The organism is Metabacillus crassostreae, assembly GCF_016908395.1.
Classification (GTDB): Bacteria; Bacillota; Bacilli; order Bacillales; family Bacillaceae; genus Metabacillus; species Metabacillus crassostreae.
Genome location: NZ_JAFBDU010000001.1, coordinates 728,996 through 755,743 on the forward strand (window position 1 = coordinate 728,996; position 26,748 = coordinate 755,743).

Annotated in this window: 21 protein-coding genes; 16 read left to right on the forward strand and 5 right to left on the reverse strand. The window is 32.9% G+C overall.

All coding sequences use genetic code 11. The features are described 5' to 3' along the window. Window positions 1-220: 220 nt before the first annotated feature. Window positions 221-3,706, forward strand: coding sequence for an alpha/beta hydrolase-fold protein (locus JOC75_RS04020; protein ID WP_204952809.1), 3,486 nt, complete (start codon window positions 221-223; stop codon window positions 3,704-3,706). 128 nt (window positions 3,707-3,834) lie between these two features. Here JOC75_RS04020 and JOC75_RS04025 read toward each other — a convergent pair whose 3' ends face one another. Both JOC75_RS04025 and JOC75_RS04030 read right to left on the reverse strand, forming a co-directional pair. Continuing rightward, window positions 3,835-3,981 carry a hypothetical protein gene (locus JOC75_RS04025; protein ID WP_168714496.1) on the reverse strand — a complete coding sequence of 49 codons (147 nt, stop codon included), beginning with the start codon at window positions 3,979-3,981 and terminating at the stop codon, window positions 3,835-3,837. A 233-nt stretch (window positions 3,982-4,214) separates the two neighbouring features. Then, entirely contained in the window at window positions 4,215-4,778 is a 564-nt protein-coding gene (locus tag JOC75_RS04030) for a TetR/AcrR family transcriptional regulator (protein WP_204952810.1), read from the reverse strand. A gap of 265 nt (window positions 4,779-5,043) precedes the next feature. Between JOC75_RS04030 and JOC75_RS04035 the strand changes: the two genes are divergently transcribed. From JOC75_RS04035 to JOC75_RS04065, 7 genes are all read left to right on the forward strand, one after another. Then, window positions 5,044-6,990, forward strand: coding sequence for an efflux RND transporter permease subunit (locus JOC75_RS04035; RefSeq protein WP_239589271.1), 1,947 nt, complete (start codon window positions 5,044-5,046; stop codon window positions 6,988-6,990). After that, window positions 6,990-8,807 (forward strand): YhgE/Pip domain-containing protein, encoded by a 1,818-nt coding sequence (locus JOC75_RS04040; RefSeq protein WP_204952812.1) that lies wholly within the window; start codon window positions 6,990-6,992, stop codon window positions 8,805-8,807. The genes JOC75_RS04035 and JOC75_RS04040 overlap by 1 nt, the downstream gene beginning before the upstream one ends. 633 nt (window positions 8,808-9,440) lie before the next feature. Further along, window positions 9,441-11,375 (forward strand): fructose-1,6-bisphosphatase, encoded by a 1,935-nt coding sequence (fbp, locus tag JOC75_RS04045; RefSeq protein ID WP_204952813.1) that lies wholly within the window; start codon window positions 9,441-9,443, stop codon window positions 11,373-11,375. A gap of 268 nt (window positions 11,376-11,643) precedes the next feature. After that, the gene (locus JOC75_RS04050) at window positions 11,644-13,329 is read left to right on the forward strand and encodes a hypothetical protein (RefSeq protein ID WP_204952814.1); all 1,686 of its coding nucleotides are present in this window, start codon (window positions 11,644-11,646) and stop codon (window positions 13,327-13,329) included. 348 nt (window positions 13,330-13,677) lie between these two features. Next, a complete protein-coding gene (gene thiM / locus JOC75_RS04055) occupies window positions 13,678-14,484 on the forward strand; it encodes a hydroxyethylthiazole kinase (protein ID WP_204952815.1) in 807 nt (268 codons plus the stop codon). Between the two features lie 35 nt (window positions 14,485-14,519). Continuing rightward, complete coding sequence (gene thiE, locus JOC75_RS04060) at window positions 14,520-15,185, forward strand: thiamine phosphate synthase (RefSeq protein WP_204952816.1); 666 nt, start codon at window positions 14,520-14,522, stop codon at window positions 15,183-15,185. Window positions 15,186-15,309: 124 nt separating this feature from the next. Next, the gene (locus JOC75_RS04065; protein ID WP_204952817.1) at window positions 15,310-16,215 is read left to right on the forward strand and encodes a glycerophosphodiester phosphodiesterase; all 906 of its coding nucleotides are present in this window, start codon (window positions 15,310-15,312) and stop codon (window positions 16,213-16,215) included. Window positions 16,216-16,424: 209 nt separating this feature from the next. Here the strand turns inward: JOC75_RS04065 and JOC75_RS04070 are convergent, their stop codons facing one another. Further along, complete coding sequence (locus JOC75_RS04070) at window positions 16,425-17,048, reverse strand: cell wall hydrolase (RefSeq protein WP_204952818.1); 624 nt, start codon at window positions 17,046-17,048, stop codon at window positions 16,425-16,427. A gap of 524 nt (window positions 17,049-17,572) precedes the next feature. Here JOC75_RS04070 and JOC75_RS04075 point away from each other — a divergent pair. Then, on the forward strand, window positions 17,573-17,794 hold the full coding sequence (locus tag JOC75_RS04075; RefSeq protein WP_204952819.1) for a YdbC family protein: 222 nt from the start codon (window positions 17,573-17,575) through the stop codon (window positions 17,792-17,794). Window positions 17,795-17,838: 44 nt separating this feature from the next. On the opposite strand, the gene JOC75_RS04080 is transcribed toward JOC75_RS04075, so the two are convergent. Continuing rightward, window positions 17,839-18,636 carry a coiled-coil domain-containing protein gene (locus JOC75_RS04080; RefSeq protein WP_204952820.1) on the reverse strand — a complete coding sequence of 266 codons (798 nt, stop codon included), beginning with the start codon at window positions 18,634-18,636 and terminating at the stop codon, window positions 17,839-17,841. Window positions 18,637-18,988: 352 nt separating this feature from the next. Here JOC75_RS04080 and JOC75_RS04085 point away from each other — a divergent pair, with 352 nt between their 5' ends. From JOC75_RS04085 to JOC75_RS04110, 6 genes are all read left to right on the forward strand, one after another. Then, window positions 18,989-19,894 carry a Gfo/Idh/MocA family protein gene (locus tag JOC75_RS04085; protein WP_204952821.1) on the forward strand — a complete coding sequence of 302 codons (906 nt, stop codon included), beginning with the start codon at window positions 18,989-18,991 and terminating at the stop codon, window positions 19,892-19,894. A 360-nt stretch (window positions 19,895-20,254) separates the two neighbouring features. Then, window positions 20,255-21,205 carry an aldo/keto reductase gene (locus JOC75_RS04090; protein WP_204952822.1) on the forward strand — a complete coding sequence of 317 codons (951 nt, stop codon included), beginning with the start codon at window positions 20,255-20,257 and terminating at the stop codon, window positions 21,203-21,205. A 277-nt stretch (window positions 21,206-21,482) separates the two neighbouring features. Next, window positions 21,483-22,919, forward strand: coding sequence for a PQQ-dependent sugar dehydrogenase (locus JOC75_RS04095; protein WP_204952823.1), 1,437 nt, complete (start codon window positions 21,483-21,485; stop codon window positions 22,917-22,919). 12 nt (window positions 22,920-22,931) lie between these two features. Beyond that, complete coding sequence (locus JOC75_RS04100; RefSeq protein WP_204952824.1) at window positions 22,932-23,477, forward strand: hypothetical protein; 546 nt, start codon at window positions 22,932-22,934, stop codon at window positions 23,475-23,477. A gap of 63 nt (window positions 23,478-23,540) precedes the next feature. Beyond that, on the forward strand, window positions 23,541-24,134 hold the full coding sequence (locus tag JOC75_RS04105) for a hypothetical protein (protein ID WP_204952825.1): 594 nt from the start codon (window positions 23,541-23,543) through the stop codon (window positions 24,132-24,134). 93 nt (window positions 24,135-24,227) lie between these two features. Next, entirely contained in the window at window positions 24,228-24,563 is a 336-nt protein-coding gene (locus JOC75_RS04110) for a hypothetical protein (RefSeq protein WP_204952826.1), read from the forward strand. A 49-nt stretch (window positions 24,564-24,612) separates the two neighbouring features. On the opposite strand, the gene JOC75_RS04115 is transcribed toward JOC75_RS04110, so the two are convergent. Continuing rightward, entirely contained in the window at window positions 24,613-25,575 is a 963-nt protein-coding gene (locus tag JOC75_RS04115; RefSeq protein ID WP_204953499.1) for an NAD(P)-dependent oxidoreductase, read from the reverse strand. A gap of 330 nt (window positions 25,576-25,905) precedes the next feature. Here JOC75_RS04115 and JOC75_RS04120 point away from each other — a divergent pair, with 330 nt between their 5' ends. Further along, window positions 25,906-26,133 (forward strand): DUF2187 family protein, encoded by a 228-nt coding sequence (locus JOC75_RS04120; RefSeq protein WP_239589273.1) that lies wholly within the window; start codon window positions 25,906-25,908, stop codon window positions 26,131-26,133. Window positions 26,134-26,748 lie beyond the last annotated feature (615 nt).

Consider the following 26,748-nt stretch of genomic DNA (forward strand, 5'->3'; position numbering starts at 1 on the left):
TTTTTTTAGAAATTAAAAATCATGGGATATTTCCACAAGGACAGATTAAATATACATGTGAATATTGGTTTCCCAGAATTACTTTATGTATTTTTATCCTATATCATCACACACATAAAATTAAAGAGGCGCAAGCAAAAATGGTGTAAAAGTTTAACGTTAATTCAATCAATTACAATTTTTTTCGAGCATTTAAACTTAATTCTAATGGAGGTTCCAAATGAATAAGGGGAAAAGTATTTTTGCACTAATGTTAACAATTCTTTTAATATGCAGCAATTTTAATATAAAGACATTTGCTGTAAGTGAAGGGACTGAAGTAAATATGGAAGACAATGGTTCCTATAAAATCATCTTACCTAAAGGGTATGAAGCTGGAAATGGACAATCTTATCCTGTTCTTTATTTAATGCCTGAGGATGGGAAATCAGTATACAGTGATAAAATGATTTCAATGATTCAACGTGAAATGGAAACTGATCAATCAGGAAATATGCTAATCGTTATGCCTAATTTTGATTCTGGTGAGAATTTTCGCATCACAATGAACAATATTATTGCTGATGTTGATACTAAATACAATACAATAGCTACAATTGATCAAAGAGCCATTCTTGGTGTTGGGCTCGGTGGATATATGGCCTACATTTATGGGATGACTGATAATAACAATACGGTTCTAAACACACCAAATACGATTAAGAATATCGGAAGCATTCGTGGTCATTTCGTTGGAACTGATCATCCAATATATGATGAATACGGTGATGTTTATGACATAATATCGCAAATCGGTAAAGATAATATCGAAAACTACTATACTTATTTGGATGGTCCAACAGAAGATTCATTCACATATCAACCTAAATCGACCAATGAAATAGGAGCTTTATTCATTAATTGGTTTAAAACCTTGTCATATGATATTCATGAATATACAGCACGATATGGTACTTATGATGATGCCTATTTACAAGAATCGGTAAGTCGAGTAATGAATCGGTTTAGTCAGCAGTTTTATTCAAAAATGGTAAATGGTGATATTTCGTTGTCTCCACAAGTAGCAGCAAGTTCTATTGAAGAAATCGAGGTTGGTTATAATATCGATGTTAATGCTATTTTTACAGAGATATCTCCTCATCCAGCAGATATGACAATTGAAGTTACATTAACAGATCCAGCAGATGGTTCTGTGCTTCATAAAGAAAATAAGACAATCTCTGTAGCTGGAGTAGAAACCTTTGAAGGGATTTTCAAAATTCCAAATACAGTTAATGGAACGAATTCGAATGTATCTATTACAGCTAAAATGCTTGGATTTACAATTAATGTTGGAAGTGAATCATTAGTACGTATTATGGATACAGGGTCAAAACCAGATGAACAGTTAATTGATCTTATGGGAGATTGGAAATTCAAAGCGTATAAACCTTTTTCAAATACAGGAAGTGAAGCTCTCGATCAAATTACTAATGTAACAAAGGATGTATGGTCAACTTGGGGTACAGTTCAACCAGCACTAGGATGGTGGTCAGCTGATTTTGATGAAAGTCTTGAAAATAATTCAAATTGGACTGGCTATGCATGGTACGTACGTGAATTTAACATAAATGCAGATTTTGCAAAAGACGACTTACTATTAGCTCTTGGTAAATTTGATGAAGCAGATGAAGTATATGTAAACGGTGTTCGTGTTGGTGCAACTGGTATCCCTGAACCTGGTGGTCATTATGATGGAAGTAATCCATGGGATGTGGACCGTTTATACAAGTTAGAATCTGATATTTTAAATTATGGTGGATCAAATACGATTGCAGTTAGAATGGCAAACTCCAATGGTGGTGGAGGCTGGTATCAAGGTCCAGTAGGGATTTTCTCTCCAGCAGCTTATAACAAAATTGTAGGTTTACCTTCTGACTTAGCAGAATCAACAATTGCAGAAAAAATTAAAGAATTTGTAGTCGCTCAAAACACTGCACTAGAAAATAAAGATATTGACGCATATGCAAAAACGATAGCACCAGATTATTTTCAATTTGGTTATAATAAAGCTCGACTAATCGATAAAGTGAACAAAGATCTAACTGGAGATGGAAAGGTATCTGTATCTGATTCTTCGGTAAATGTTTATAATTATAAAGATCTGTATTTGTATCAAGCACAAAGAAACATAACAAATGCTTCTGGTGAAAATAAAACAGAAACAGTTAATGCTTATTACAAGATTGAAAATGGTAACGTGGTCATGTACGGTGATCATGAGACTTTCTATGTAGATTCTTACACGTCATCATATGCCGCAAGTGCAAAAGGTCTAGAAGGAAGTAGTACTGAAATGAATTATCGCGTGTACCTTCCAGAGGGCTACTTTGATTCAAATAAACGTTATCCTGTTACTTATTTATTGCATCAATTTAGCTCTACAAGTAAATCTTATGAAATTGATGGCATCCAAGATATTCTTAAAAAAGGTATGGCAGATGGAGATATTCAGGATATGATTGTTGTGATTCCTGATAGTGATGGGATGAGCTGGTGGAGAGATGATTGGGAATCAATGGTCACAGAGGATTTAGTACCATTTATTAATGCAAATTACCGGACAATTGCTGATTCAAGATACAACGGAACAGCAGGGGCTTCAATGGGTGGGCAAGGAGCATATGGTATTGGATTATCAAATCCAAATTACTTTTCTTCAATCATTAGTTTCTTTGGTGCATTTACCTATGGTAGAGAACATAGCCCTAATTTAATAGTTGAACAAGTAAGTGATGAATATTTACAGTACTATTCACATTACTTTATATCTGGTAACCGAGATGTTTATGGTTTTGGAGCACCAGCAATTCAGTTAGACAATCAGCTACGACAAAAAAATGTAGATCATATTTTCATGATTGAAAATGGCGAACATGATAGTGTGTTTTATCTTCCACATGTTATTGAAGCATTTAGTTATGTAAGTGAGGAAATGTACACTACAGGCGGTAAAATTGCCGATTCTGCATCAGGTGAAATGGAAGCAGAAGTAAAAGATGATAAACTAAATATTTCAGCTAAACTTAGCTTAAATGAAGAATTTGATCAATGGATGAATACAATACCAGAATCAGCTTATACGAAAGATCAAAACCCTGATATGGTCATTCCGGTTACTTTCAAAATTGAACAAAATGGTAAAACGGTATTTACTCAGGTGGAAATGTCCACAGTATCTGGTTCAACATCATTAGAATTCGATAAAGAAATTATTCTAGGTGGTTCAGTTGCTGATCAAGAAAATGTAGTTGCAGGTGATGTTGACCCTACTAAGAATTTCACCCTTTCTGTATTTGCTTCTTTACTAGATACAAATATAGATTTAGGTACCTTTGAATATACGGCTAAAATCGTAGATGAAGTAAACCCAACACCAGATAAAGAAAATCCAACACCAGGTGATGAACCTAAAACACCTCATCAAGAAGAAAAAACAAAAGAAGATGAGGTAGTTGGTGGTAAAAACGAGGACACAAGCAAAGATAGAGCAGAAGATAAAGACAAAGAAAAAGTTGATTCTACTAATTCTGATAAAGTAGAAGGAAAAAATCTTCCGAATACTGCAACTAATTATTACAATTCCTTCTTGATAGGTTCTATAATCGTCCTATTAGGATTATGTTTAGGTGTATTAGGATGGAGAAAGAGATTGATAAAAGAGTAAATTTATTTCTGTGTTTAATAGTTGATTTGTTTTCTAATAGAAAGCAAATCAACTATTTTTTCTTTGAATACAACAAAAAACAGCTTCTGTACATATACAAAAGCTGTTGCATATTATCATTTTTCAACTTACATATAATCATAAACAGAATCTTCAAAATAAAGCCAGTGATAATATTCAATCTGCGGATCAGTCATTTCAGACATTTCTTTTTCATTGAATTTTTGTTTTGCTAATAGTTCCTTCACTTTTGAATCTCTGGCTACTTTACTCATTTTAAATCCTCCTAATGTATGGGAAGTAACAAAGCTGTTACATTTCGTGTAAACGATTTCTTTGATTTGTTAACTTTATTATATATCTCAAAATGAGATTAAACCAATATCAATATCAGATGATTTTTCGGAAAATGATATAGAATTGTTATTTGTTTTTTTACATAGGAGGATTTACTAAATATGTCAGTGAGAATAGTGTTTAGAAGGTGTTAATCGGCATAGGGGTACTGTTACTTCACCCCTAATAATCCATTCTTGATCATGCTATTTATCATCTCCGCCATTTCTCTTGGAGCTTTGTCCATTCCATTGTTTAACCAGCTTTTTGTCACATAGATACTTCCACTGATGACAAAAATGCTCAAATACTCTGATAGGTCTTCATCAATGGGACTTTCTGCTTGCCAGTTATTCATAAAGAAATGTTGAGCGACGACCATCACCTTCTTTTGAAAGGTTGTGTCAACTTTTTCACTAAGAAGTGTTTTACAGATTTCAGCTTTGGAAGCAAAATATTCTAATAATCTTTCAATCATCTGTAAATCATCATCTTCGTAATTGTATTGACTCAAATATCCTTTCATATCTTCAATAAGCTCTTCTTCAATTTTGTCGAGAAGGTCATATTGATCATGATAATGTGTATAAAATGTCGAGCGATTAATGTCAGCTTTACCACAAATCTCCTTAACTGTAATGGAAGAAATCTGCTTTTCCTTCAATAAATGGATAAGACTATCCTTTAACACCATTCGTGTATATTTTTTTCTTCGATCTAATTTAGAAGTACTCATATAAAACTCCTTTAAATTTATGAATTATCCGACATAATTAATAAATGTGTTGGAAAAGTCACAGATAAAGAATAACTGTTTGTTGAATAGACAACACCGTGTCCATATAATAATAGAGTGTATACGAAAAAGTAGCAAGAGAGGGTGAATAGCAATTAACATAGCAGCACGAATTATTAAACATAAAAAAGCCGTTGCGATTACATTTATGGTTCTGACAGTACTCTGTGCCATAGCAACCTTAAAAGTATCAGTGAACTACGATATGACAGACTACTTACCAGATGATGCAGGTTCTACCGTATCAATGGATATCATGCAAGAAGAATTTGAGGGAAGTGTTCCTACAAACCGAATTATGATTGAAGATGTGACAATTCAGGAAGCACTTGAATTTAAAAATAAACTGGAGAAAATAGACGGTGTTTCAAATGTAACATGGTTAGATGATGCAATTGATCTCAAATCACCGCTTGAAATGGCTGATCAAGGTGTTGTTGAAACGTATTATAAAGATAATAAAGCATTATTTTCATTTAGCATTCGTGAGGGTGAGGAAGTTGTCATAACAGATAACATCTATGAGCTCATTGGAGAAGATAATGCAATGTCTGGAGAATCACTTAATACGGCAACACAACAAAAAATGGCTGGAACTGAATCAATGTTCGCAGCTGCCTTATTAGTGCCGATTATCATATTGATTTTAGTTTTATCAACTAAATCTTGGATAGAACCATTATTTTTCTTAACAGCAATTGGAGTTTCCGTGTTAATTAATATGGGCACAAATATTTTTCTTGGTGAAGTCTCATTTGTAACTCAATCTGTTGCACCAATCCTACAGCTAGCTGTATCACTAGATTACGCCATTTTCCTTCTTCATAGTTTTGCAGATTATCGAAAAAAAGTAGAAGATCCTCATCATGCGATGGAGCTTGCTATGAAAAAATCTTTTTCTGCGATTACAGCTAGTGCCTCAACAACTTTCTTTGGTTTTATTGCATTAACATTTATGAATTTTGAAATCGGGGCAGATTTAGGAATTAATTTAGTTAAAGGAATTTTATTAAGCTTTATTAGTGTTATGATCTTTTTACCTGCATTAACACTTTTGTTTTATAAATGGATTGATAAAACAGAACATAAACCTTTGCTACCGAGCATCAAGAACAAAGGAAATGCTGTTGTGAAAATGAAAATTCCAAGTATATTACTCGTACTGCTTGTGATTGTTCCTGCATTCTTAGCACAAAGTCAGACGAATTTCATCTATGGAATCGGAGATCAACCAGAAAACACAAGAGCTGGTAGTGATATCGTGAAAATTAAAGAACATTTCGGTGAAAGCACTCCAATTGTTTTACTTGTTCCAAAAGGGGATGTCGCAAAAGAAGAGGAATTAGTGCAAGATTTAGAAAAAATCGAACATGTATCTAGTGTTCTAGCTTTTGTTAACACGGTTAGTGCAGCAATTCCACCTGAATATTTAGATTCTTCTATTACAGATCAATTTTATTCAGAAAATTATGCACGAATCATCCTCCAAACTGAAACAAAAAATGAGGGAGAAGAAGCCTTTCATTTAATTGAGCGAGTTCAAGATAAAGCAAAATCCTATTATGATCAAGACGTATTAATGGTAGGTGAAAGTGTAACGTTATACGATATTAAAAATATTGTTCAAAAAGATAATCAATTAGTTAATCTTTTAACAATTTTAACTGTCGCTTTTGTTTTATTAGTAACCTTTAAATCAATTTCGATTCCTTTTATTTTATTGCTTACTATTCAGACAGCCGTCTGGATCAATTTATCTGTTCCTTATTTTACAGACTCTCCATTAGTATATGTAGGATATTTGTTGATCAGCATTATTCAACTAGCGGCAACGGTTGATTATGCGATCCTACTGACAGATGCATATAAGGAATATCGACAGGAAATGCCTGCAATAGCAGCTATCAAAAGAACATTAGATGAGAAAATATTTGCTATAGGAATCTCAGCTTCCATATTATCAAGTGTTGGATTTATATTATGGATTACCTCCTCAAACCCAATTGTTACATCAATCGGTTTATTACTTGGAAGAGGAGCGTTACTAGCATTTATTATGGTTGTGTTTTTTCTACCAGCATGCTTATTGGTCTTTGATAAATTGATTACAAAAACAACATGGAAAGCAAACTTTTTTAAGGAGGACCGATAATGAAAAAATTCCTAATATTATTCGTAATAAGTATAATAATGATGCCGTCTTTTCTTGTAACAGCTGAATCAGATATCAAAACAGCTGAAGAAGTTTCTAATGAAAAAGGAGAATTTTCTTCAAAAGACGAGGTTGTTTATGCAAACTTAAGTGCAACCGGTGAAAAACAAGAAATTTATGTTGTAAACATATTAGATATAGAAAAAGCTGGAAATATCGTAGATTATGGACCGTATTCAAGTCTGAAAAATTTAACAAATTTATCTTTATTAAATAAAGATAATAATTCTGTGGAGTTCTCAGCTCCAGAAGGGAAATTTTATTATCAAGGTAATATGAATGAAAAAAATCCATTACCATGGGATATCTCCATTTCATATTTAATGAATGGAAAAGAAATAACACCAAAAGAGATTCTTGGCAAAGAGGGACATGTTCAAATTAAGATTGCTACTTCTGCCAATGATAGAGTAGATCCAATCTTTTTTGAAAACTATTTATTACAAATTTCTCTTTCACTAAACACTGACCAATACAGTAACATTAAAGCTCCTGACGGTATGCTAGCAAATGCAGGGAAAAACAAGCAAGTAACATTTACAGTGATGCCTGAAAAGGAAGTGGAATTAGTACTTGAAGCAGACGTTATTAATTTTGAGCTAGAAGCCATTGACATATCTGCTATTCCTTCTTCCATGTCAATAGATGCACCAGATATTGATAATATGACAGGTGATATGCAAACTCTTACAGATGCGATAAAAGAAGTGAATGATGGTGTTGCAAAATTAGAAACTGGAGTTTCAGAATTAAATAATGGTGTAAACACTCTACAAAGTGGGTCAAAGGAATATAAAAAGGGCATAAATGCACTCAATGATTCTTCCTCTGAGTTGATTAGCGGTTCGAAAAACATTCAGCAAGCACTCGAAGCATTGAATGGTTCATTAGTAAATAATTCAGAGCAAATTGATCTAGCTGATTTCAAAAAACTAGAAGATGGACTTAAGCAAATGTCAGCTGGTTTAAAAGAAACGTCAAAGAGCTTAATGACGTTAAAAGAAAATTACGAAAAAGCTTTTTCTTCACTCGACAAAGCCATAAATTCAATTCCTGGGTACGTCATTACGGAAGAACAAACTCAAAACTTATATAAAAGTGGAGCAGATCAGAAAGTACTTGATCAATTACTAGAAACCTATTCAGCTGCAATAACTGCAAAAGAAACTTACGCAGCCTCAAAAAAAGCATTTACTTCTGTAAATGTTACACTTCCGCAAGTTAGCGGAACTCTTACAGCAATGGCTAGTAATTTAGACACGTTGACAAAAGAGCTTTCAGCATCTCTTGAACAAATGAACATAGATGATTCACTCGCTAAATTACAGGAAGGTATAAATGGATTAGCTTCCAATTATAAGAACTTTCATAAAGGATTAGTGAATTATACAGAAGGGGCAAGTCAATTAACTAGCTCGTATAATAGTCTGCATAATGGAATCAGCGAATTATCTCAAGGCACAAGTGACTTAGAAAACGGTGTTAGTCAACTACACGACGGAACCACAGAACTCTATGAATCTACAAGTGACTTACCAGCTACAATGAATAAAGAAGTGGATAAAATGATGTCAGAGTTCGATAAATCTGACTTCAATGCTGTATCCTTTACATCACCTAAAAATGAAAAAATTAACTCAGTTCAATTTGTCTTCAAAACAGAAAGCATCAAGCAAGATGAAGAAGAAACCAAAGTTACTGAAAAACCTGAAGAAGAAAAAGGATTCTGGACTCGCTTTATGGAATTGTTTTCGTAAATAATATGGAAAAAAAGGTACTATCCACACGGGTAGTGCCTTTTTTGATGTAATTGTACATAAATTTGAAGTGTTTATGTATGAAGAATTCATTTTGTACCCCACTGGAAGAACTTTTTGTTACAAAAAAAACCAATTTACAGGTCAAAAGTAAAGTTGTGAGCTGTAATCAAAGAAATGTTGACCATTATAGAGAAAATGTAGATCATAAAAGAGAAATTACAAGTCATCAGCTCGGAATTGCGCGCCATTCGAAGAAATACAAATCATTAAAAAGACAAAATAGATCATAAAAGAAAATTAACGCGTTATTAACTTGGAATTGCGACCCAATCAAATAAATAGCATAAATTGTCGACCACTAAAAAGAAAATCCAGGTCATGAGCACCCATTTTTACTCCATTGATGAAATGTACATGATTAACTCAAGATCACATGCGATAGTTATTGATCTCACATTTCAAAGATCATTTAACTTTTTAGAAAATTCAGTATCTGATATACTAGTTTATAAGATAATAAAAGACACTGAAATTAATTAAGATACGGTTTATATAATACAAATAGTAGTATTTTAATCTATATTTCGTAGTGTAAAATAGAGGGGTAGTTGCGAAGGGGGATACATAGTTTTGAACACAAAATACTTAGATCTATTATCGCAGAAATATGATTGTGAAGAAAAAGTGGTCACAGAAATTATTAATCTTGAAGCAATTCTAAATCTACCAAAAGGGACAGAGCATTTTGTTAGCGATTTACACGGAGAGTATCAAGCTTTTCAGCATGTGCTAAGAAATGGATCAGGGAAAGTAAAAGAGAAAATAGAAGATATTTATAAAAAAGTACTTACAGAAAAAGAAATTAAAGAATTTGCCACCTTAGTTTATTATCCTGAAGAAAAATTACAGCTTATTAAGAATGATTTTGATAATGAAAAAGAGCTACAGCAATGGTACTCAGTTATCATTGAGCGTATGATTAAACTCATTTCTTATGCCTCCTCAAAATATACACGCTCAAAATTACGTAAAGCCTTGCCAGATCAGTTTGTTTATATTATAGAAGAATTACTTTATAAAACAGATGAATTCACAAATTTTAAAGAGCCTTATTATGCTAAAATTGTTCAGCAAATTATTTCTCTTGGACAAGCTGACAAGCTTATTACAGGTCTTGCTTATACAACTCAAAGATTGGTTGTTGATCATCTTCATGTTGTGGGAGATATTTATGATCGTGGACCAGAGCCAGATCAAATTATGGAAGCACTCATTAATTATCATTCTGTTGATATTCAGTGGGGCAACCATGATGTACTATGGCTAGGTGCTTTTGCTGGATCAAAGGTTTGTTTAGCAAATATTATCCGAATTTGTGCTAGATACAACAATTTAGATATCATTGAAGATGTTTATGGAATCAATCTTAGACCTCTTCTTAATTTAGCGGAAAAATATTATCAAGATAATCCAGCTTTTAGACCAAAAGTTCATTCAGATGAAACAATATTTGAAGAAGAAAGATTACAAATTACAAAAATCCATCAAGCAATTTCTATCATTCAATTTAAACTTGAAAGTCCAATTATCAAACGACGACCAACCTTTAATATGTCAGAAAGGCTTTTACTTGAAAAAATAGATTACGAGAAAAATGAGATTACAATTCAAGAAAAAACATATCCATTAGAAAATCCATGTTTTGCAACAATCAATCCTTTACAGCCTGATCAATTATTAGAAGAAGAAAAACAAGTCATAGACAAGCTGTTATTTTCTGTTCAGCATTCAGAAAAGCTTGCAAGACATATGAATTTTCTTATGAAAAAAGGCAGTCTCTATTTAAGATATAACGGAAATTTATTAATACACGGCTGTATTCCGTTAGATGAAGATGGAAATATGGAGAAAATGCTGATAGAAAATAAAGAATATGCAGGTCGTGAATTACTTGATATTTTTGAACGTTATTTACGTCATTCATTTGCACATCCTGAAGAAACTGATGATCTTGCAACAGATATGGTTTGGTATTTGTGGACAGGTGAATATTCATCACTGTTTGGAAAAAGAGCGATGACCACCTTTGAAAGATACTTTATTAGAGATAAAACAACACATAAAGAAAAGAAAAATCCTTATTATCATTTACGTGAAAAAGAGGAAACCTGTGAAAAAATACTAGCAGAATTTGAACTAGATCCTAATCAAGGTCATATCATAAATGGTCACACACCAGTAAAAGAAATTAATGGAGAAGATCCCATTAAAGCTAATGGAAAGATGATCGTGATTGATGGCGGATTTTCAAAGGCTTATCAATCAACCACAGGAATTGCTGGTTACACATTATTATATAATTCTTTTGGCATGCAGCTTGTCGCACATCAGCATTTCAATTCAAAAGAAGAAGTTTTGTTAAATGGTACCGATGTGTTATCAGTAAAAAGAATCGTTGATAAAGAACTAGAGCGAAAAAAGGTGCTAGAAACTAATGTAGGTGAGGAATTACTACAGGAAGTTTCTATTTTGAATAGCTTGATGGAATATCGGTATATGAAGTAAGGAATAGGTTAATGAAAAGAATCTTTAAATTTATAGTAGACAAATGTTATTAGATATAAATGAGATATTCTTTCCAGTATCACACTGGTCAGAGTATCTCTTTGTTTTTTTGAGGATTTCCTTTAATGATTACTCGAAGGATTCATTGTAAGTCACAATATCCTTAGTAATTTTTTTCTATAAAAAACCTTTTGACGCATCAGTTTGTCCGTATTAAAATAAATTGTTACATGCTTCTCTACCATTTTACATTAAAAGGGGAATATCAATGAAAGAAGTAAAATTGCGTAAAATTATGTCGCAAATAAAAAGCTCAGATCCTGAGAAGAGATATAACGGATTAGACGAACTTGCCTATTTAAAAGGTGATGAAAGCTTAGAAGTACAAGTTGATGTATTAGTAGATATAGTGAAGCTTGCGTCACGTGATTTTCCTGAGCCAGTTGATAAGTGGGATATCCCTTCTTATTATTTAATTGATTTTGCATGTGACTTTTTAATGCAAGAAGTGATAGAAGCTGTTTTGAAGTACTTTGATGGGTTCCATCCATTCGCTAAAGAACGAGCAATCAGTTTTTTGTTATTAACAGAAGATGATAAAGTTATTTATGAATTAGAAAATATACTTCAGCTGGTTTTAAAAACTGAAGAGCTGACTCTACCTGTTGAAGAACTTGCTCAATATCCAGTGTTAGTTAAAAATCTATTAGCAAAAAATATGAATCTATTTAAATCTGTACACTATAAAGATACTTTTTTCCAGCTACTTTTATCTCTGAATGAATCTGGTATAGATCAAGGATTCAAAAAAGCTGAGCTTATTCCGATACTTGTTGAAGAGTATAGAAACAAGAGAGAAGCTTTTTTGCCGTACAATAATGAGTACAAAACAGAGTTTGTTTATAAAGCCTGGAAAGAACGTTATCACACTTTGCGAAACGAGCTAAGATTTCTTATAAGTTTGATGAGCTATTATTTTACTGAAGAAACAGAAAAGCTCTTGTTAGAAGCAACACAATTTCATGACCCATTGATTAAATCTGAAGCAATATTAGTATGTATTGACAAAAATATACCAATAGAAAAAAGTATGATGGTTAATGTTGCCAAACATATTGAAAGTGCCGAAATGATTTATTTTGAATTAAAGGATGCTAATAAAGAACATCTTTATCCAATACTCGAGAACAAACAAGCACTTTTAGCTAAAACAAAAATGTTTTATCATATTTTGAACATAGAAGATGAAGAGTCTCATACAACCAAATATACAGAAGAGATAACAGTTATTGATAAAGTTGATACGGAAAATTCCTATGGCCAGCCAGTTCGGTATTATTTAGTCAAATTTATCGAGTCAGACATTTCATATATTGGATGGGTAGGTGCCTATAGCCTTGAAGATGGTGAAGATTCTGCTTATTCCTGGGAAGGAACATACACTGAATTTGTTGAGTTTGACTCACTGACCATTGAGGAGCATAAACAAGCTTTTTTCAAAAATCGGAATGATGATCAAAAAGAGCTTGAACAATCATTATTTTATGTTAGCCATAGAAAGATTAGTAAAGGACTGTGGTTCTTCTATGGAATCGTTGTTTTACGGTGGATTCAATTGTTATTTGAAGGAATTTCAAAAGAAAACTTATACGTTCCACTCGTTGCTACCATCATTGCGCTGATAGGTACGTTAATTGAGAAAAACTTAAATAAAAATAGTTGGATTGCAATTGGTGGCTTTGATTTATTATTTAAAAAGAGGAAAAAAGAAAGCACTTTACCTTTAGTAAATATAAAAAAGGTAGTGAAATCAAATCGTTTTATTTTTATTTACAATAAAGCAGATGAATTGGAAATGAAAATTCCAATGTCTTGGGTTCGTTATGAACATTTTACCCACTACTTAAGAGAACAAACGAACCACTTGAAAGATGCTCCATTTATTGAGGATTGATAATAGATGTAACATCGTAGGAATCCACATTTATTAGTGGATTCTTTTTACATTTTTGTGAGCTTGACTAATTATGAATATAATAAGAAATCGTAAATCCTTGTTTTTTTCCTATTAATTAAGTAAACTACATTTAATTGAATCTTTCGGGTGCTAGTGGAAGCTGGCTGAGATTGCAACTATTACGTTGCGGACCGTGATAACCTGTTGGGTAATGCCAGCGTAGGGAATGTGAGTAGGTCAACTATGAGCACTTTGCGCTATATGCAAAGTGCTTTTTTCAATGATTTTATATAATTTCTGGTTTATATTGATGGATAAAAACGATTTAGGAAGGACGGATACAAGATGAATATTGAAAAAATTGAAGCAACATTAACTAAGGTAAGAAAGAAAAACCCACTTGTTCATAACATTACAAATGTTGTTGTAACAAATTTTACGGCCAATGGACTTTTAGCATTAGGCGCATCACCAGTTATGGCTTATGCAAAAGAAGAAGTGGCTGATATGGCAAAAATTGCAGGTGCACTTGTGTTAAATATCGGAACATTATCAAATGACGAGATTGAAGCGATGTTGATAGCAGGAAAATCTGCGAATGAATATGGTGTACCAATTATTTTCGATCCAGTGGGTGCAGGTGCAACACCTTATCGTACAGAAACATCTCGTCGTATTGTTGATGAATTATCGATCTCAATTTTAAGAGGAAACGCAGCAGAAGTTGCTAACGTGATAGGAACAGAATGGGCAATTAAAGGTGTAGATGCTGGGGAAGGAACAGGAAATGTTGTGGAGTTAGCGCAAAATGCAGCAAAAACACTGAATACCACAGTCATTATTACCGGAAAAGATGATGTCATTACAGATGGAGAAACAACGTATCTTGTTCATAATGGACATCCTATTTTGACTAAGGTTACTGGTGCTGGATGTTTATTAAGCTCAATTGTTGGTGCATTTTCAGCTGTTGAAAAGGATTTGCTAGTTGCATCAGTTTCAGCAATTACTATGTATGGGGTTGCAGCAGAATTAGCAGCAGATCAAGCTTTAGATCAGGGACCTGGAAGCTTTCAGGTTGAATTATTAAACAAATTAGCAAGTGTTTCTCCGGGAGATATTCATCAATTTGCAAAGGTTGAAAAGATTTAACATGTATAATTATTCGAAAATATGGGGGTAAGAAAGTGTCAAGAATAGCAAAAAACAGAATGCAAAAGCTATTAAATGTATATTTTATTATGGGAAGTAACAATTGTAAGATAGATCCTGCACTTGTTTTGCAGCAAGCAATTAAAGGTGGAATTACTCTTTTTCAATTTAGAGAAAAAGGTACAGGTGCTCTTACCGGAAATGAAAAATTTAAATTTGCAGAGCAGTTGCAAAACATTTGCAGAATAAACAATATTCCTTTTATTGTAAATGATGATATTGAATTGGCATTAGCACTTGATGCAGATGGTATACATATAGGACAGGATGATGGATCAGCTGAGGAAGTTAGAAAAAAAATTGGAGACAATAAAATACTTGGTGTTTCTACTCACAATCTTGAAGAAGTCAAAAAAGCTATTGCAGAAGGTGCTGATTATGTTGGAATTGGACCAATCTACTCAACCACAACAAAGGAAGATGCTAAAACAGCACAAGGAACAGCGCTTATTAAAGAAGTTAGAAGCAATAATATCGAAATTCCCATTGTAGGTATCGGGGGAATAACTGCTGAAAATGCGTCGCCTGTAATCGAACATGGTGGAAATGGAGTTGCTGTTATATCGGAAATTAGCTTAGCAGAAGATCCGGGAGAAAATGCGATGAAATTAAATAAAGTGGTTAAGTCATTTTTAAAATAGCTAGCTGTAGAAACAGCATTATTAATAAACTTATTGTAAATTAAATTTAACAATCTCAGATTATTAAATTTACATTTGATCTTTAAAGAAAGTTGTATACTTACTTTAAGGAGCTGGTGGTCGAATGGTTAAGTTAAAAAGAATGCTTGTGCTTTTTTGGACGTTCGGTATGGCTTTTCAAGATAGTATTCCAAGTAGTAATTCCATCAATCAAATAAATTCACTTACATCATCACATGAAAAAATAGTGAATGTAGCACATCGCGGAGCATCAGCTTATGCGCCAGAACACACGCTAGTTTCTTATCAAATGGGCGAGAAGATGAATGGGAATTTTATTGAAATTGATCTTCAGATGACAAGTGATGGACATCTTATCTCAATGCATGATGAAAGGGTAGATCGAACTACAAATGGTACTGGATTAGTCAAAAATATGACTCTTAAAGAAATCAAGCAACTAGATGCTGGTTCATGGTTTAATGAAAAGTACCCACACTATGCAAAAAATGAATATGAAGATATACAAGTACCAACATTAGAAGAAGTGTTCAAAGCATTTGGTCAAGGTGCTAACTATTACATAGAAACAAAATCACCAACCGTTTATCCTGGAATGGAGGAAAAGTTACTGAAGTTACTTGAAAAATATAACTTAACAGGAGTTAATGGAGAACCAAGTTATGTAATACTCCAGTCCTTCAGTACAGAAAGCCTGAAGAAAATCCATAAGCTAAACGAACACATCCCATTAGTTCAGCTTTTACCAGATTCAAGCCCAGAAAGGATTAGTGATTTTCAGCTTGCATCCATTAAAGAAAATGCAATAGGTGTAGGTCCAAGCTTTAAAGAAATTAATCAAGAATATATTGAAAAAGTAAGAAAAAGTGGACTACAAATCCATCCTTACACGATAAATACAAGTGAAGATATGAAAAAAGCATTAAAATGGGGAGTTAATGGTATATTCACAAACCATCCAGACCTTTTTCATGAGGTTTTAAAGAATATTGAGCAAGAAACCAAATGAAATTGCCAACTAGCAGACTTGACATCTGCTAGTTTTTTACTTTATCGGCGATTTTTAATAAATATCAGCGATTATTAAAATTTATCAGCGATTTTCCAAATTTATCAGCGATTAGACAAAAAACGACAAACTTTACGACTAAGAACCATGAACTGAGTCTAACTCATTTTAATATATTTAATCATTTATATAAGTCTTGGTAAGGAAAATCAATTCTTAAACACATGCTGCCCAATAACAACAGTTGTTTCTCTTGTGTCTAACCACCTACTTGTTGCGATATCTGGGTTATAAAAGAATAATGCGTCTTTTGCTATATGTCTCATTTCTGATATTGCTGCTTGTGCGGCTTTGATTGATTCTTGATCGGCCGGTTTGTTAACTTGTCCATTTGCTACTGGCTGAAATTGTCCGCGTTGATAGATAACTTCTTTTATAGTGTTAGGAAATTTAGGGCTTTCTACTCGATTCAGTACAACACTAGCTACAGCTACTTTTCCTTCGAAAGGTTCTGTTTGGGCTTCGGCTCGTACAATTCTAGCCAATAAATCAAAGTCTGATTGGGAAATTCCAGATATTTTATGTGAGGTGTTTTTTCCTCTACTTGGCTTTTGAGGTGGGGTATTTGCTGTATTTAAATGAATTTCTTGTCCAATATATATCAAATCAAGATTCTTTATTTGAGGATTTGCCTTGGCTAATTCAGTTAAAGATAATCCATTTTGTTTAGCGATTTCTGACATTGTATCACCTTTTTGAACAGTATAAGCAAATGATGGCACAGCCATAAACAGAGTTGTCAGGAATGTTAGTAAAAAGATTAGTTTTTTCACAATATAGTCCTCCTAGTAGATTTCGTTTTTTGAACTCTTGTCTTATTTCTATGTAAGAAAAAATTCGAATAGTGTTACAATTAGATTACAAGAGGTAATATTAGGAGAGAACTCTAGTGTTTTAAGGGTTTTTTAGTCATAATTAATAGAGGAATATTTTTTACGTTACATGAATTTTGTAAATCAATTTTTAAAAACATAAAGATTACATAAGCTACAATAAGCTACAATAAGCTTTAATCTATAGAATTGATACGAAAATTACTATCTCTTCAGTATGAAATACTAAAAAACTGATATTTCTTTCTTAAAAGCTTCGATGAAGAAAAGTAGAGGCGTTTGCTTATCATCTAGATCAAACAGTTTACGTTTCAATAAAGAAAGAAGGTACTGCTCTTGAGGTAGAGAATTCAGCAATAGAAGGTCAAGTGCTAGTAACTGTGAAAATTCTTGATGGATATCCAATCTAAAAAGATATAATAAATGTAAAATAATAATTAAATGAGATAGATAGGAGAATAACGATGGCAAATATTAAATTCGAAATTATAGAAAATATCGCAACTATATCTGAAGGTCAAAAAGGCTGGAAGAGAGAACTTAATTTGATTAGCTGGAATGATCGAGAACCTAAATATGATCTTCGAGACTGGGATGAAAATCACGTTAAAATGGGGAAAGGACTTACTCTTTCAAAAGAGGAAATTGTACAATTAAAAGAAATTTTAAATGCAATGGATTTGTAGGTTTAATGGGGACACAGTACTAACTGTGTTCCCGTCTCATTTTATTAAAAGGAAGGCTGGAAAGACTCTGTAATATAAGTTACTATTTCATTATATTTTGTTTGTGTATCAACTGGATACGTCAGAATTAACGAGTTCATTATTCCATTGCCAAAAAAGTTTTTCTTGTAGGTAATTACTCCATTTTCTTCATATGATAAAACATACCAATCCTCTGTGATTTTTTGATAGGCAATGGGAACTGAAACCGAATTGATCTCTTCATGATAAAAATCTTCAACAGTTTTATCCTCTTCATTTATATGTGCACCAAAAGCAGTAACCTCGAATTCTTCATTAAAGAAAGTCACACCATCTCCATTCGTTGGTGGCGGAGCCATTGATAATGATGACGGTACTTTAAAGGAAAAACCAAATCGATCATTACTATATTGTTTATAGGGTAATTCCTTTTCTTTAATATTCTTCTCTTTTTCAACTGGTTTTTCTTCTTGTTTTTTATTTTCTTTCGTATCTGTTTCTTGTTTTTCGATTTTTTCCGTTAACTGATTTATATCAGATTGATAAGAAGCTAGTTTTTCATCAGATAGAATCGTTTTTTCCAACTGCTTTAGTTGTTCTTTTGCTTCACTGTAATTGTTTTTTTCTATAAGATTATTAATTAGCTCTATTCTTTGATCCAAAGATGAGAGCTGATTTTGTTTTGTTGTAATTTCCTCTTTTAAGTTTTGTGCTTCTTTTTGAATTGTTTTTAATCCACTTTTATGAGCTAAAATCATATCAAGTGTTTTGATGGCTGATTCGTTTTTATTTGCTTCAAAGTCTTTTAAGGCACTGTTCATTTTTGTTGCTTGATCATAATAATTCCGTGCTTCTTGTCACCTTTTTTTCATTTAAAGCTAGTTCAAAAAAATTGATGCTTGATGGTAATTTTTTTCTCCTAGCTGCTGAATTCCATTATCCATAGCTTGTTCGTAGTTATTATTAGAACATGCGGGAAGAATGAAAAGTGTTAGTATTGATAAAATCACTGTAAGAGATCTCATTTTACACCTGACTTTCTTTTTTCTACGTAGCATTATATCAAGAAATAATTGAAATTAATACGCTGCTTCGTGGTAATTTTCATATGGTATACTTTGTAAAGAAAAGATATAGCTTCCGCTTAATCAAATTCAAAATAGAGGTGATTTCATGAAAATAGGTATGATTGGAATTGGTGATATTGCTCAAAAAGCATATTTACCTGTTTTAGCTCAAATAAAAGATGTTGAATTACATATTTGTACGAGAAATCAGGAAACGTTATCGGAAATTTCATCTCAATATAAGCTTGAACATACGTATTCTGAAATAAGTAAGTGGTTGGCAAGTGGTATTGAAGCAGCTTTTGTCCATTCTGCTACGTCTTCTCATGAAGAAATCATCGATCAATTACTTGATCATAATATCCATGTTTATGTTGATAAACCAATTACTGCAGAAGGTGAATCCTCTGAGAGATTAATTAACAAAGCGAAAAGTAGAGGGTTAATTCTAATGGTAGGCTTTAATCGACGTTATGCGCCTCCATACCTGAAGTTAACAGAAGTAAAAGAGCCGAATTTAATTGTGATGCAAAAAAACCGTGGACATCAAGTTGCTGACGCTCGTACTTTTGTATTTGACGACTTTATTCATGTGATTGACACAATTCTTCATTTGTTTCCTTATGAAATTAAAAATATCTCAATCAAAGGGAAGCATAAAGACGGCAAACTTCATCATGTAATTCTTCAGCTACAATCAGAGGAAGGAACAGCAATAGGTATTATGAACCGAGAAGCTGGTACATCAGAAGAAAAAGTCGAAGTCATGTGTGCTAATGAAACAAGAGTGGTCAAAAATGTCAGTGAAGTTTATACACATAAAGATAAACAAATCTTAGATTACGGCTCTAACGATTGGGAGCCAACACTACATAAGCGAGGATTTCATGCAATCATCTCCACTTTTCTAAAATCAGTGAGGAATGGTGCTGAAAATTATGATGGTTATGAGCGTGATTTACAAGGACATTTAATTGCGGAAAAGGTTGTTCGTGAGGTTCTGGGAAAATAGGGGTTAATTATTAAACTATAAGGTTGTGCTTTCACACGATAATATGATTTTGAAAAGCTAAGTGAAATTCTTAGCTTTTTATCGTCATACAGTATCTCATCTAGAATCTACATAAAATACATTGATTATGACTTTACACATCAAATTATCTTAATAAAAGGTCTTAATACAGTTGATGAAGCCCTTATCCACTATAAAGCTCACAAAAGAAAATCACAACTAACTATTGTCTTCACATTACTATTGCAGCCACAATCTCAAAAAAATAAAGGAAACTCCATATAAAATAGTTTTTAGTGGTTTTTCTGAAATTTCCATTTAATACTATTGAACTACTAAGCAAAAAAGGAGAATAGAATAATGAAATTTAATATTTTGAAAAAAACAAACATAAGTATTTCTGAAATAGGACTTGGTACAAATGCTGTTGGAGGCCATAATTTGTTTACTAATTTAAATGAAGAAGGAGGTAAGCAAATGGTGGCCAAGGCGCTAGACCTTGGTATCACTTTTATCGATACAGCTGATATTTATGGAAAAGGTCGTTCTGAGGAATTAGTTGGAGAAGTACTATCTGGCTTCAACAGAGAAGATTACATTATTGCAACTAAGGGAGCCAACCATTGGTATGAAGATGGTACAGTAAAAATTGATAATAATCCAGCTTATCTTCGCCAAGCGTTTGAAAATAGCTTGAAGAGATTAAAAATGGATTATGTTGATTTATATTATCTTCATTTTCCCGATAATGTTACACCTTTAGCTGAAAGCATTGGTGAACTATCAAAGCTAAAACGGGAAGGGAAAATAAAAGCTATTGGAGTTTCAAACCTAACTTTAGATCAGTTAAAGGAAGCAAACGCTCATAACGACATTTCAGCATTGCAATCAGCCTATAATATGCTTGATCGATCTGCTGAGGAAGATTTACTTCCATATTGTGTTGAAAATAATATATCGTTTATTCCTTATGGACCACTTGCATTCGGTCTACTTGGTGGACATTACACAAACAATTTTCAACTATCAGAAGGGGATTGGAGACAATCTGTGCCATTATTTAATGAAGAGAATTTTGGAGGCGTATTGAAAAAAGTTGATCTTCTAAAAGAATTTGCCGCTAAAAAAGAAACAAACGTGTCTAATCTTGCATTAGCATGGTTATTAGCACAAGAAGGGATAGATTCAGTCATCCCAGGTGGTAAACGAAAGGAACAAGTCGAAGAAAATCTGAAAGCAACTGATGTATCCTTATCTCAACATGATTTAAAAGAGCTTGAAGAAATTTTAAAGTCATCAATGATTATATAGAGATAGCTTTTACTCAATACGATTCAAAACATCTACCCTTTACTTTAATGGTAGATGTTTTTTATGTCTAAAAATTATTCTATTTACTTTTCAATTAACTAACAATATCTGCCGTTTTCTCACGAAATCCCTTCCTTTATAATAGCACTCGTTCCTAGTTCTTTTTAGTTTTCTTTTGTTCAATATAAGAGAATAGTTCCTCCATTATTAGCCGATACTGAAATTGATATTTTCCATAATAGTAAAAAATTGGGTTTTGTAAAAGGAGCTAATAAAGATGAAGATCTCAACTAAAAAAATAAAGGAACAGGTTCTACATTTGCCTACAAGTGCTAGACCGTATATTAATCCTGACGATATTAATGTCCCTGAAGGATATAAAGTTGAAGTTGTAGCTGCAGGATTATCTTTTCCAACTGGAATGGGATTTGATGATAATGGATCATTATACATATTAGAAGGTGGAAGTACTTGGCCAACTCGACCAGCTTTACCCCCACGGATTTTAAAATTAGATACCGATAAAAAAGAGCTTGAAGTATTTGCTGTTGAAACACTTGGTGGTCCAAGAGGAGTTACATATAAAGATGGTTATTTATATGTTTCTTGTAAAGGTGGTTATCTTGCAAGAGTTGTTCGATACGATGTGAAAACACGTGAACGAGAAGTGTTAATTGAGAAAATCCCAAGTGGTGGTTGGCATGAACCAGGCGGACCTGTTTTTAGCCCACACGATGGTTTAATGTATTTTGCTAATGGCTCTGTTTCACAAAATGGTGTGTGCTTGCCAGCTGGTTTTACTGTTGATTTTGCAAAACACCCAGAAGTACATGATATTCCAGGTGTTGATATTACATTAACAGGTAATAATGTGACATCAAGAAACCCACTTATGCCGTTTCCATTTTTAACTGAAACAGGTGCTTTTAAGCCATTTGGTACACCTGCCAAAAAGGGAGAAAAAATTAAAGGAGAGTTGTGGTGTTCAACAGGTCTATGGCGCTCTAAGCCAGATGGCTCTGAGGTTGAGCTCATAGCATGGGGCTTACGAAATCCGTATGGTTTAGCATTTAGTGAAGACGGTGAATTATATGCTTCTGATAATTGTCTCGAGGAAAAAGGCGAACGAGCAATAGCTGGAGATCCTGATCGTATTTGGCATATTCGTAATGCAAAGACTTCACATGGATCAGTAAAAACGCCCGATTGGTATGGTTTCCCAGAGATGCGAGCTGATGGTGTGCCTGTTTGGGATGAAAAATGTAAACCAGCAAAAGGTAAAGCAGCAGAGCAATTAATCGAAAATCTACCAGAATGGGCAGGTCCTCCTGTTTATTTGGAAAAACCACATTCAGCTATGACAAAAATGGACTTTTGTAAATCAGACTTCTTTGGACACAGAGGCGAATTGTTTGTAACAGAATGGGGTACATATGCACCACTAAATTCACCACATGAGAAAGATCTTGATAACGGATTTCAAATTGTAAGAGTAAATGTTAAAAATGGAAAATCAGAAGTCTTTTTACGAAATAAACATTCTGGGCCAGCTTCCTATCATCAAAATGGAGGAATTGAAAGACCTGTTGATTGTAAGTTCCATCCTGATGGGAAAAGCTTATATATTCTAGATTTTGGTCATTCTCCAATTACTGAAGGTTATATTCATGCATATGGTCATACAGGTGTACTTTGGAAAGTGACAAAACAATAGGTGGTGGAATTCATGAATGAAGTATTATTAATCGAAATTGATGACAAGACAATAAATAAACAATTAAATGAAGTTGAACGTTGGTTTGAACATGTTTTAACAACACAAATGGCTTTTGAATCCCAATTAAAACAGTCGATAGCTAAAATAAAAGAGCCTCATATTAGGGAAGCTTTAGTGAGAATGTCTTCTTCTACAGAACAACATACAAAAACGGCTGAACAGCTTTTTCAAGTTATTAATAGATCAGCTGATGAGAAAAAAGATAAAATATTAGCAATTAGCTCAGCAACTATCGAAAAAGGATTAATGATCTTTCAAGAAACACTTGCTGGTGCAGTTGGATCCTGGCGAGAATTACATCATCTGCTCTTATTAAATCAACAAGCTATGGGTGCTTTCGCTGTTGCTGAGCAATTGGGTCTTTCACTTGGAATAAAAGAAATTGTTCTTTTAACGTTTAAGGTGGCACACGATAAAACAATGCACCAGCTGTTATTACAAGAATACATGCTAGAAATGGCTCCAATATCAATTCTTTATAAAGAAAGTATCTAAAAGTATTAATTCATGGTCTAAAAAGGAGCAAAATAGCATTTATTAAAAGGGGGTGGTGAAGCAATGGAGTGGGTAAAAAGCTTGTTAGACGATCGAGATGAAATTAAATCCATGAAAAGCAATATGTATACAGGCACAACAAAATTAATTTTAGGAGCAGTATTAGCTTCTCTTGCTTGTATTTTCCAGTCGGCAGGTATATTTGTAGGTATTGGCTATGTATTAAGTATATTAGCAACTCTACCGATTGTTGTTGCATCAGTTATATCGTTGAAGATTGGATTTCTGACTTATATGCTTACGATCTTTTTGTTAGCAATCACCCAACCAAGTGAGTTGCTGATTTTTCCATTTACAACTGGCTTACTTGGACTTTCATTAGGAATTGGTTTGAAAATTCTCCGAAATTCGGTTTTGATTACTGTGTTTTCTAGCTTTTGCTTGACCTTAGGTATTACATGCTTGCTTTATGTTATTCAATTTCCTATTCTTGGGCCAGCTGTTACGACAAATTTTGATAGTAAAATATTGCTTTATATATTTGCTTTTTCCATCTTGTATAGCTGGATTTGGCTTAAGTTAAGTTTAATAACGTTGAAGGTTGTTAATCGTTTTGTGTTTAGAAAAGTAGCGATCCTTTATAGTGAAAAAGGATAATTTAAGCTTGTCATATAAAATCCACAAATTTTTGTATAAATGTGAAACTTCAGTTCATACAAAACCGTCTAATATGAGGCTAGGAGGGATTATATGACAAAGTTTTCCGTTTTGCCGTTACTGTTTCTACTAAACATGATGTTAACTGGCTGTATGAGTTATGAATCTAAATCATCTCTACCAATTGAGATGATTGCCTTTAATAGCCTTACAAAGGAAGAACAGAATTCCATTCCTGTCAGTCCAAAGGATTCAACAGTAGAAAAAATAAATGTTGATGAAAAGAACAGGTTATTATTTCACAAGGATTATAACAAAGAACAAGTGTACTCTGTTACATTTAATAATCTCGAAAATGCAGATAAACTTCAAGTTTTTATTGATTTAGACAAAGAAACTGTTATTGGAAAAGTATTTCTTACTAAATAGACTCATAAAAAAAGGAAACCATATTAGTATTTAGTTTCCTTTTTTAATATCAATATCCCTTATCAAAATTGAGTAGGTTTACAGATGGTTTTTTCCCATTAAGATAATCATGGAGGTTAGGAATAAAGATATTTTCTATAACTCTTTGGTTGTAATATTCTGTACTACCGGATGTATGAGGCGTGATAATGACATTTTCCATCTTCCATAATGGGCTTTCCTTAGGAAGAGGCTCGATTTCAAAAACATCTAAACCAGCTCCGGCAATTTGTTTTGATTCAAGTGCTTCAATTAGATCAGTTTCTTTTACAATTGCTCCACGTCCAATATTAACAAAGATAGAGGAAGACTTCATTAGTTCGAATTCCGCTTTTCCAAATAAACCTTTAGTTTCAGGTGTTAAAGGCAATGTAACAATTACAAAATCACACTTTGGAAGAACCTTATGTAAATCAAAAGAAGTGTGCATTTCATCAACAAATTCTTCCTGCCCACCAGAGTTTCTAATTCCTAAAACTCTCATCCCAAACGCTTTAGCAATTTTAGCAGTTTCTCTTCCAATATGGCCAACACCAATGATTCCCACAGTTTTTTCATGAAGCTCTTGATTCATATTAGCGTGATGCCAAGTTTGTTGTATTTGCTGACGAACGTATGTATGAAGTTTTCTTGTGAATGATAACATATATGCGAAGATCGTTTCAGAAATAGGATACCCGTGAACACCGTTCGCAGATGTAAGATGGATCTTTTTTTCACGAAAATAATCTAAGGGAACCTTATTTACACCAGCACTCCAGGTTTGAAGCCATTTCAAGTTGATATCTTCATTTAAAATGGTTTCCTCCATCTGTTTTTTCCAGCCTGCGATTATCTCCGCATCTTTTATATGTGGTTCCCATTTTGAAGGATCACTTCCAGTAATAATGGTCCAATCTGGAAGAATGTTATTAACTTTATGTAATAAGTGTTCGTTAAGATTTTGTGTGATAACAAGCTTTCTTTTCATAATATTAAGAAGCCCCCTTTCAAAGTGAATTTCTAACTGGGTTGTTAACTATTGATATATTCAAGAAATTACAGCTCCAACTAATAATAACTGAATACTCTTTTAATTATATCATGATCATTTAAAGAGATGAAAAACGTTGAATGAATATTTAGCAGAATAAGATTTCTATAAGACTGAAATTGGTTCAAAAGCAGGGCAGAAGAGGACATTGAGCTGAAGCTAAAAACGTATTAAATTTGCAAAAGCAAAGCTTAATTTAAAATAAAGTCAGTTTCTATATTATTTTCTGAAAAAGAAGGTAATATTACAAATATGAAGTAGCAAAATAGTATGTATCGTGCTATTTTGGGACAATCTAAATGGCGAGGTGATGGGATGGACATTGCAAAAATTGGCGATGTAATTTCCTTTAAACGGGATGATATATCTCATGAAGGTGTAGTAACAGGCATAAGAGATAATTCTGTAATGGTTCAATATGGTCGATCAAAAGAAAAAGACGAACCATTAAAAACAGTTGTTAATCATAAAAATTACAAAATTATGAAACAAAGCTGATTTAAGTGAGGGTGGCAGGAATTATCCTGCCACAAATGTAAAAGTGATGAAACAGAACTTACATATTGTAAATGGAATACTCATTATTCATTTAATCTATAATTAAACCCTAAAAATCCACCATTACTTTAGTCAGCGATTAACCTACTTCAACCTATTATCCAATTTTAAAAACCATAATATCATCATCAAATATAGTTTAAAAGGAACAATGTTTCTAATTCTATATTTCTCCTTTTTCTATACAGTTACTATCAACAGTTAACAAAAATTGGTATTGTATATATATTACTATACTGTTTTCTTTATATGGAGGTTTATGTTTGAAAAAAGAGTAAAACAAGAGTAAAAGAAATATAGATAATTAATGTATGTTTATTCTTTTAACATTCATAGTTTTCACTAAGAAAATGAACTTGTTTTACTTACTTCCATTAACCTTTTTCGTTACAGCTTTAGTATTTGAAAAGCTACAATAGAAAACATGCTCAAGGAATTCGTTTTACTTACAATATTGCTAATACTCGTATATGCTGCTAATGTTTTCTTACCAAAAGTTTAATTATCAGTCTCAGTCATTTCAACAAAAAGGGGGAGAAGCATATCCACTATATT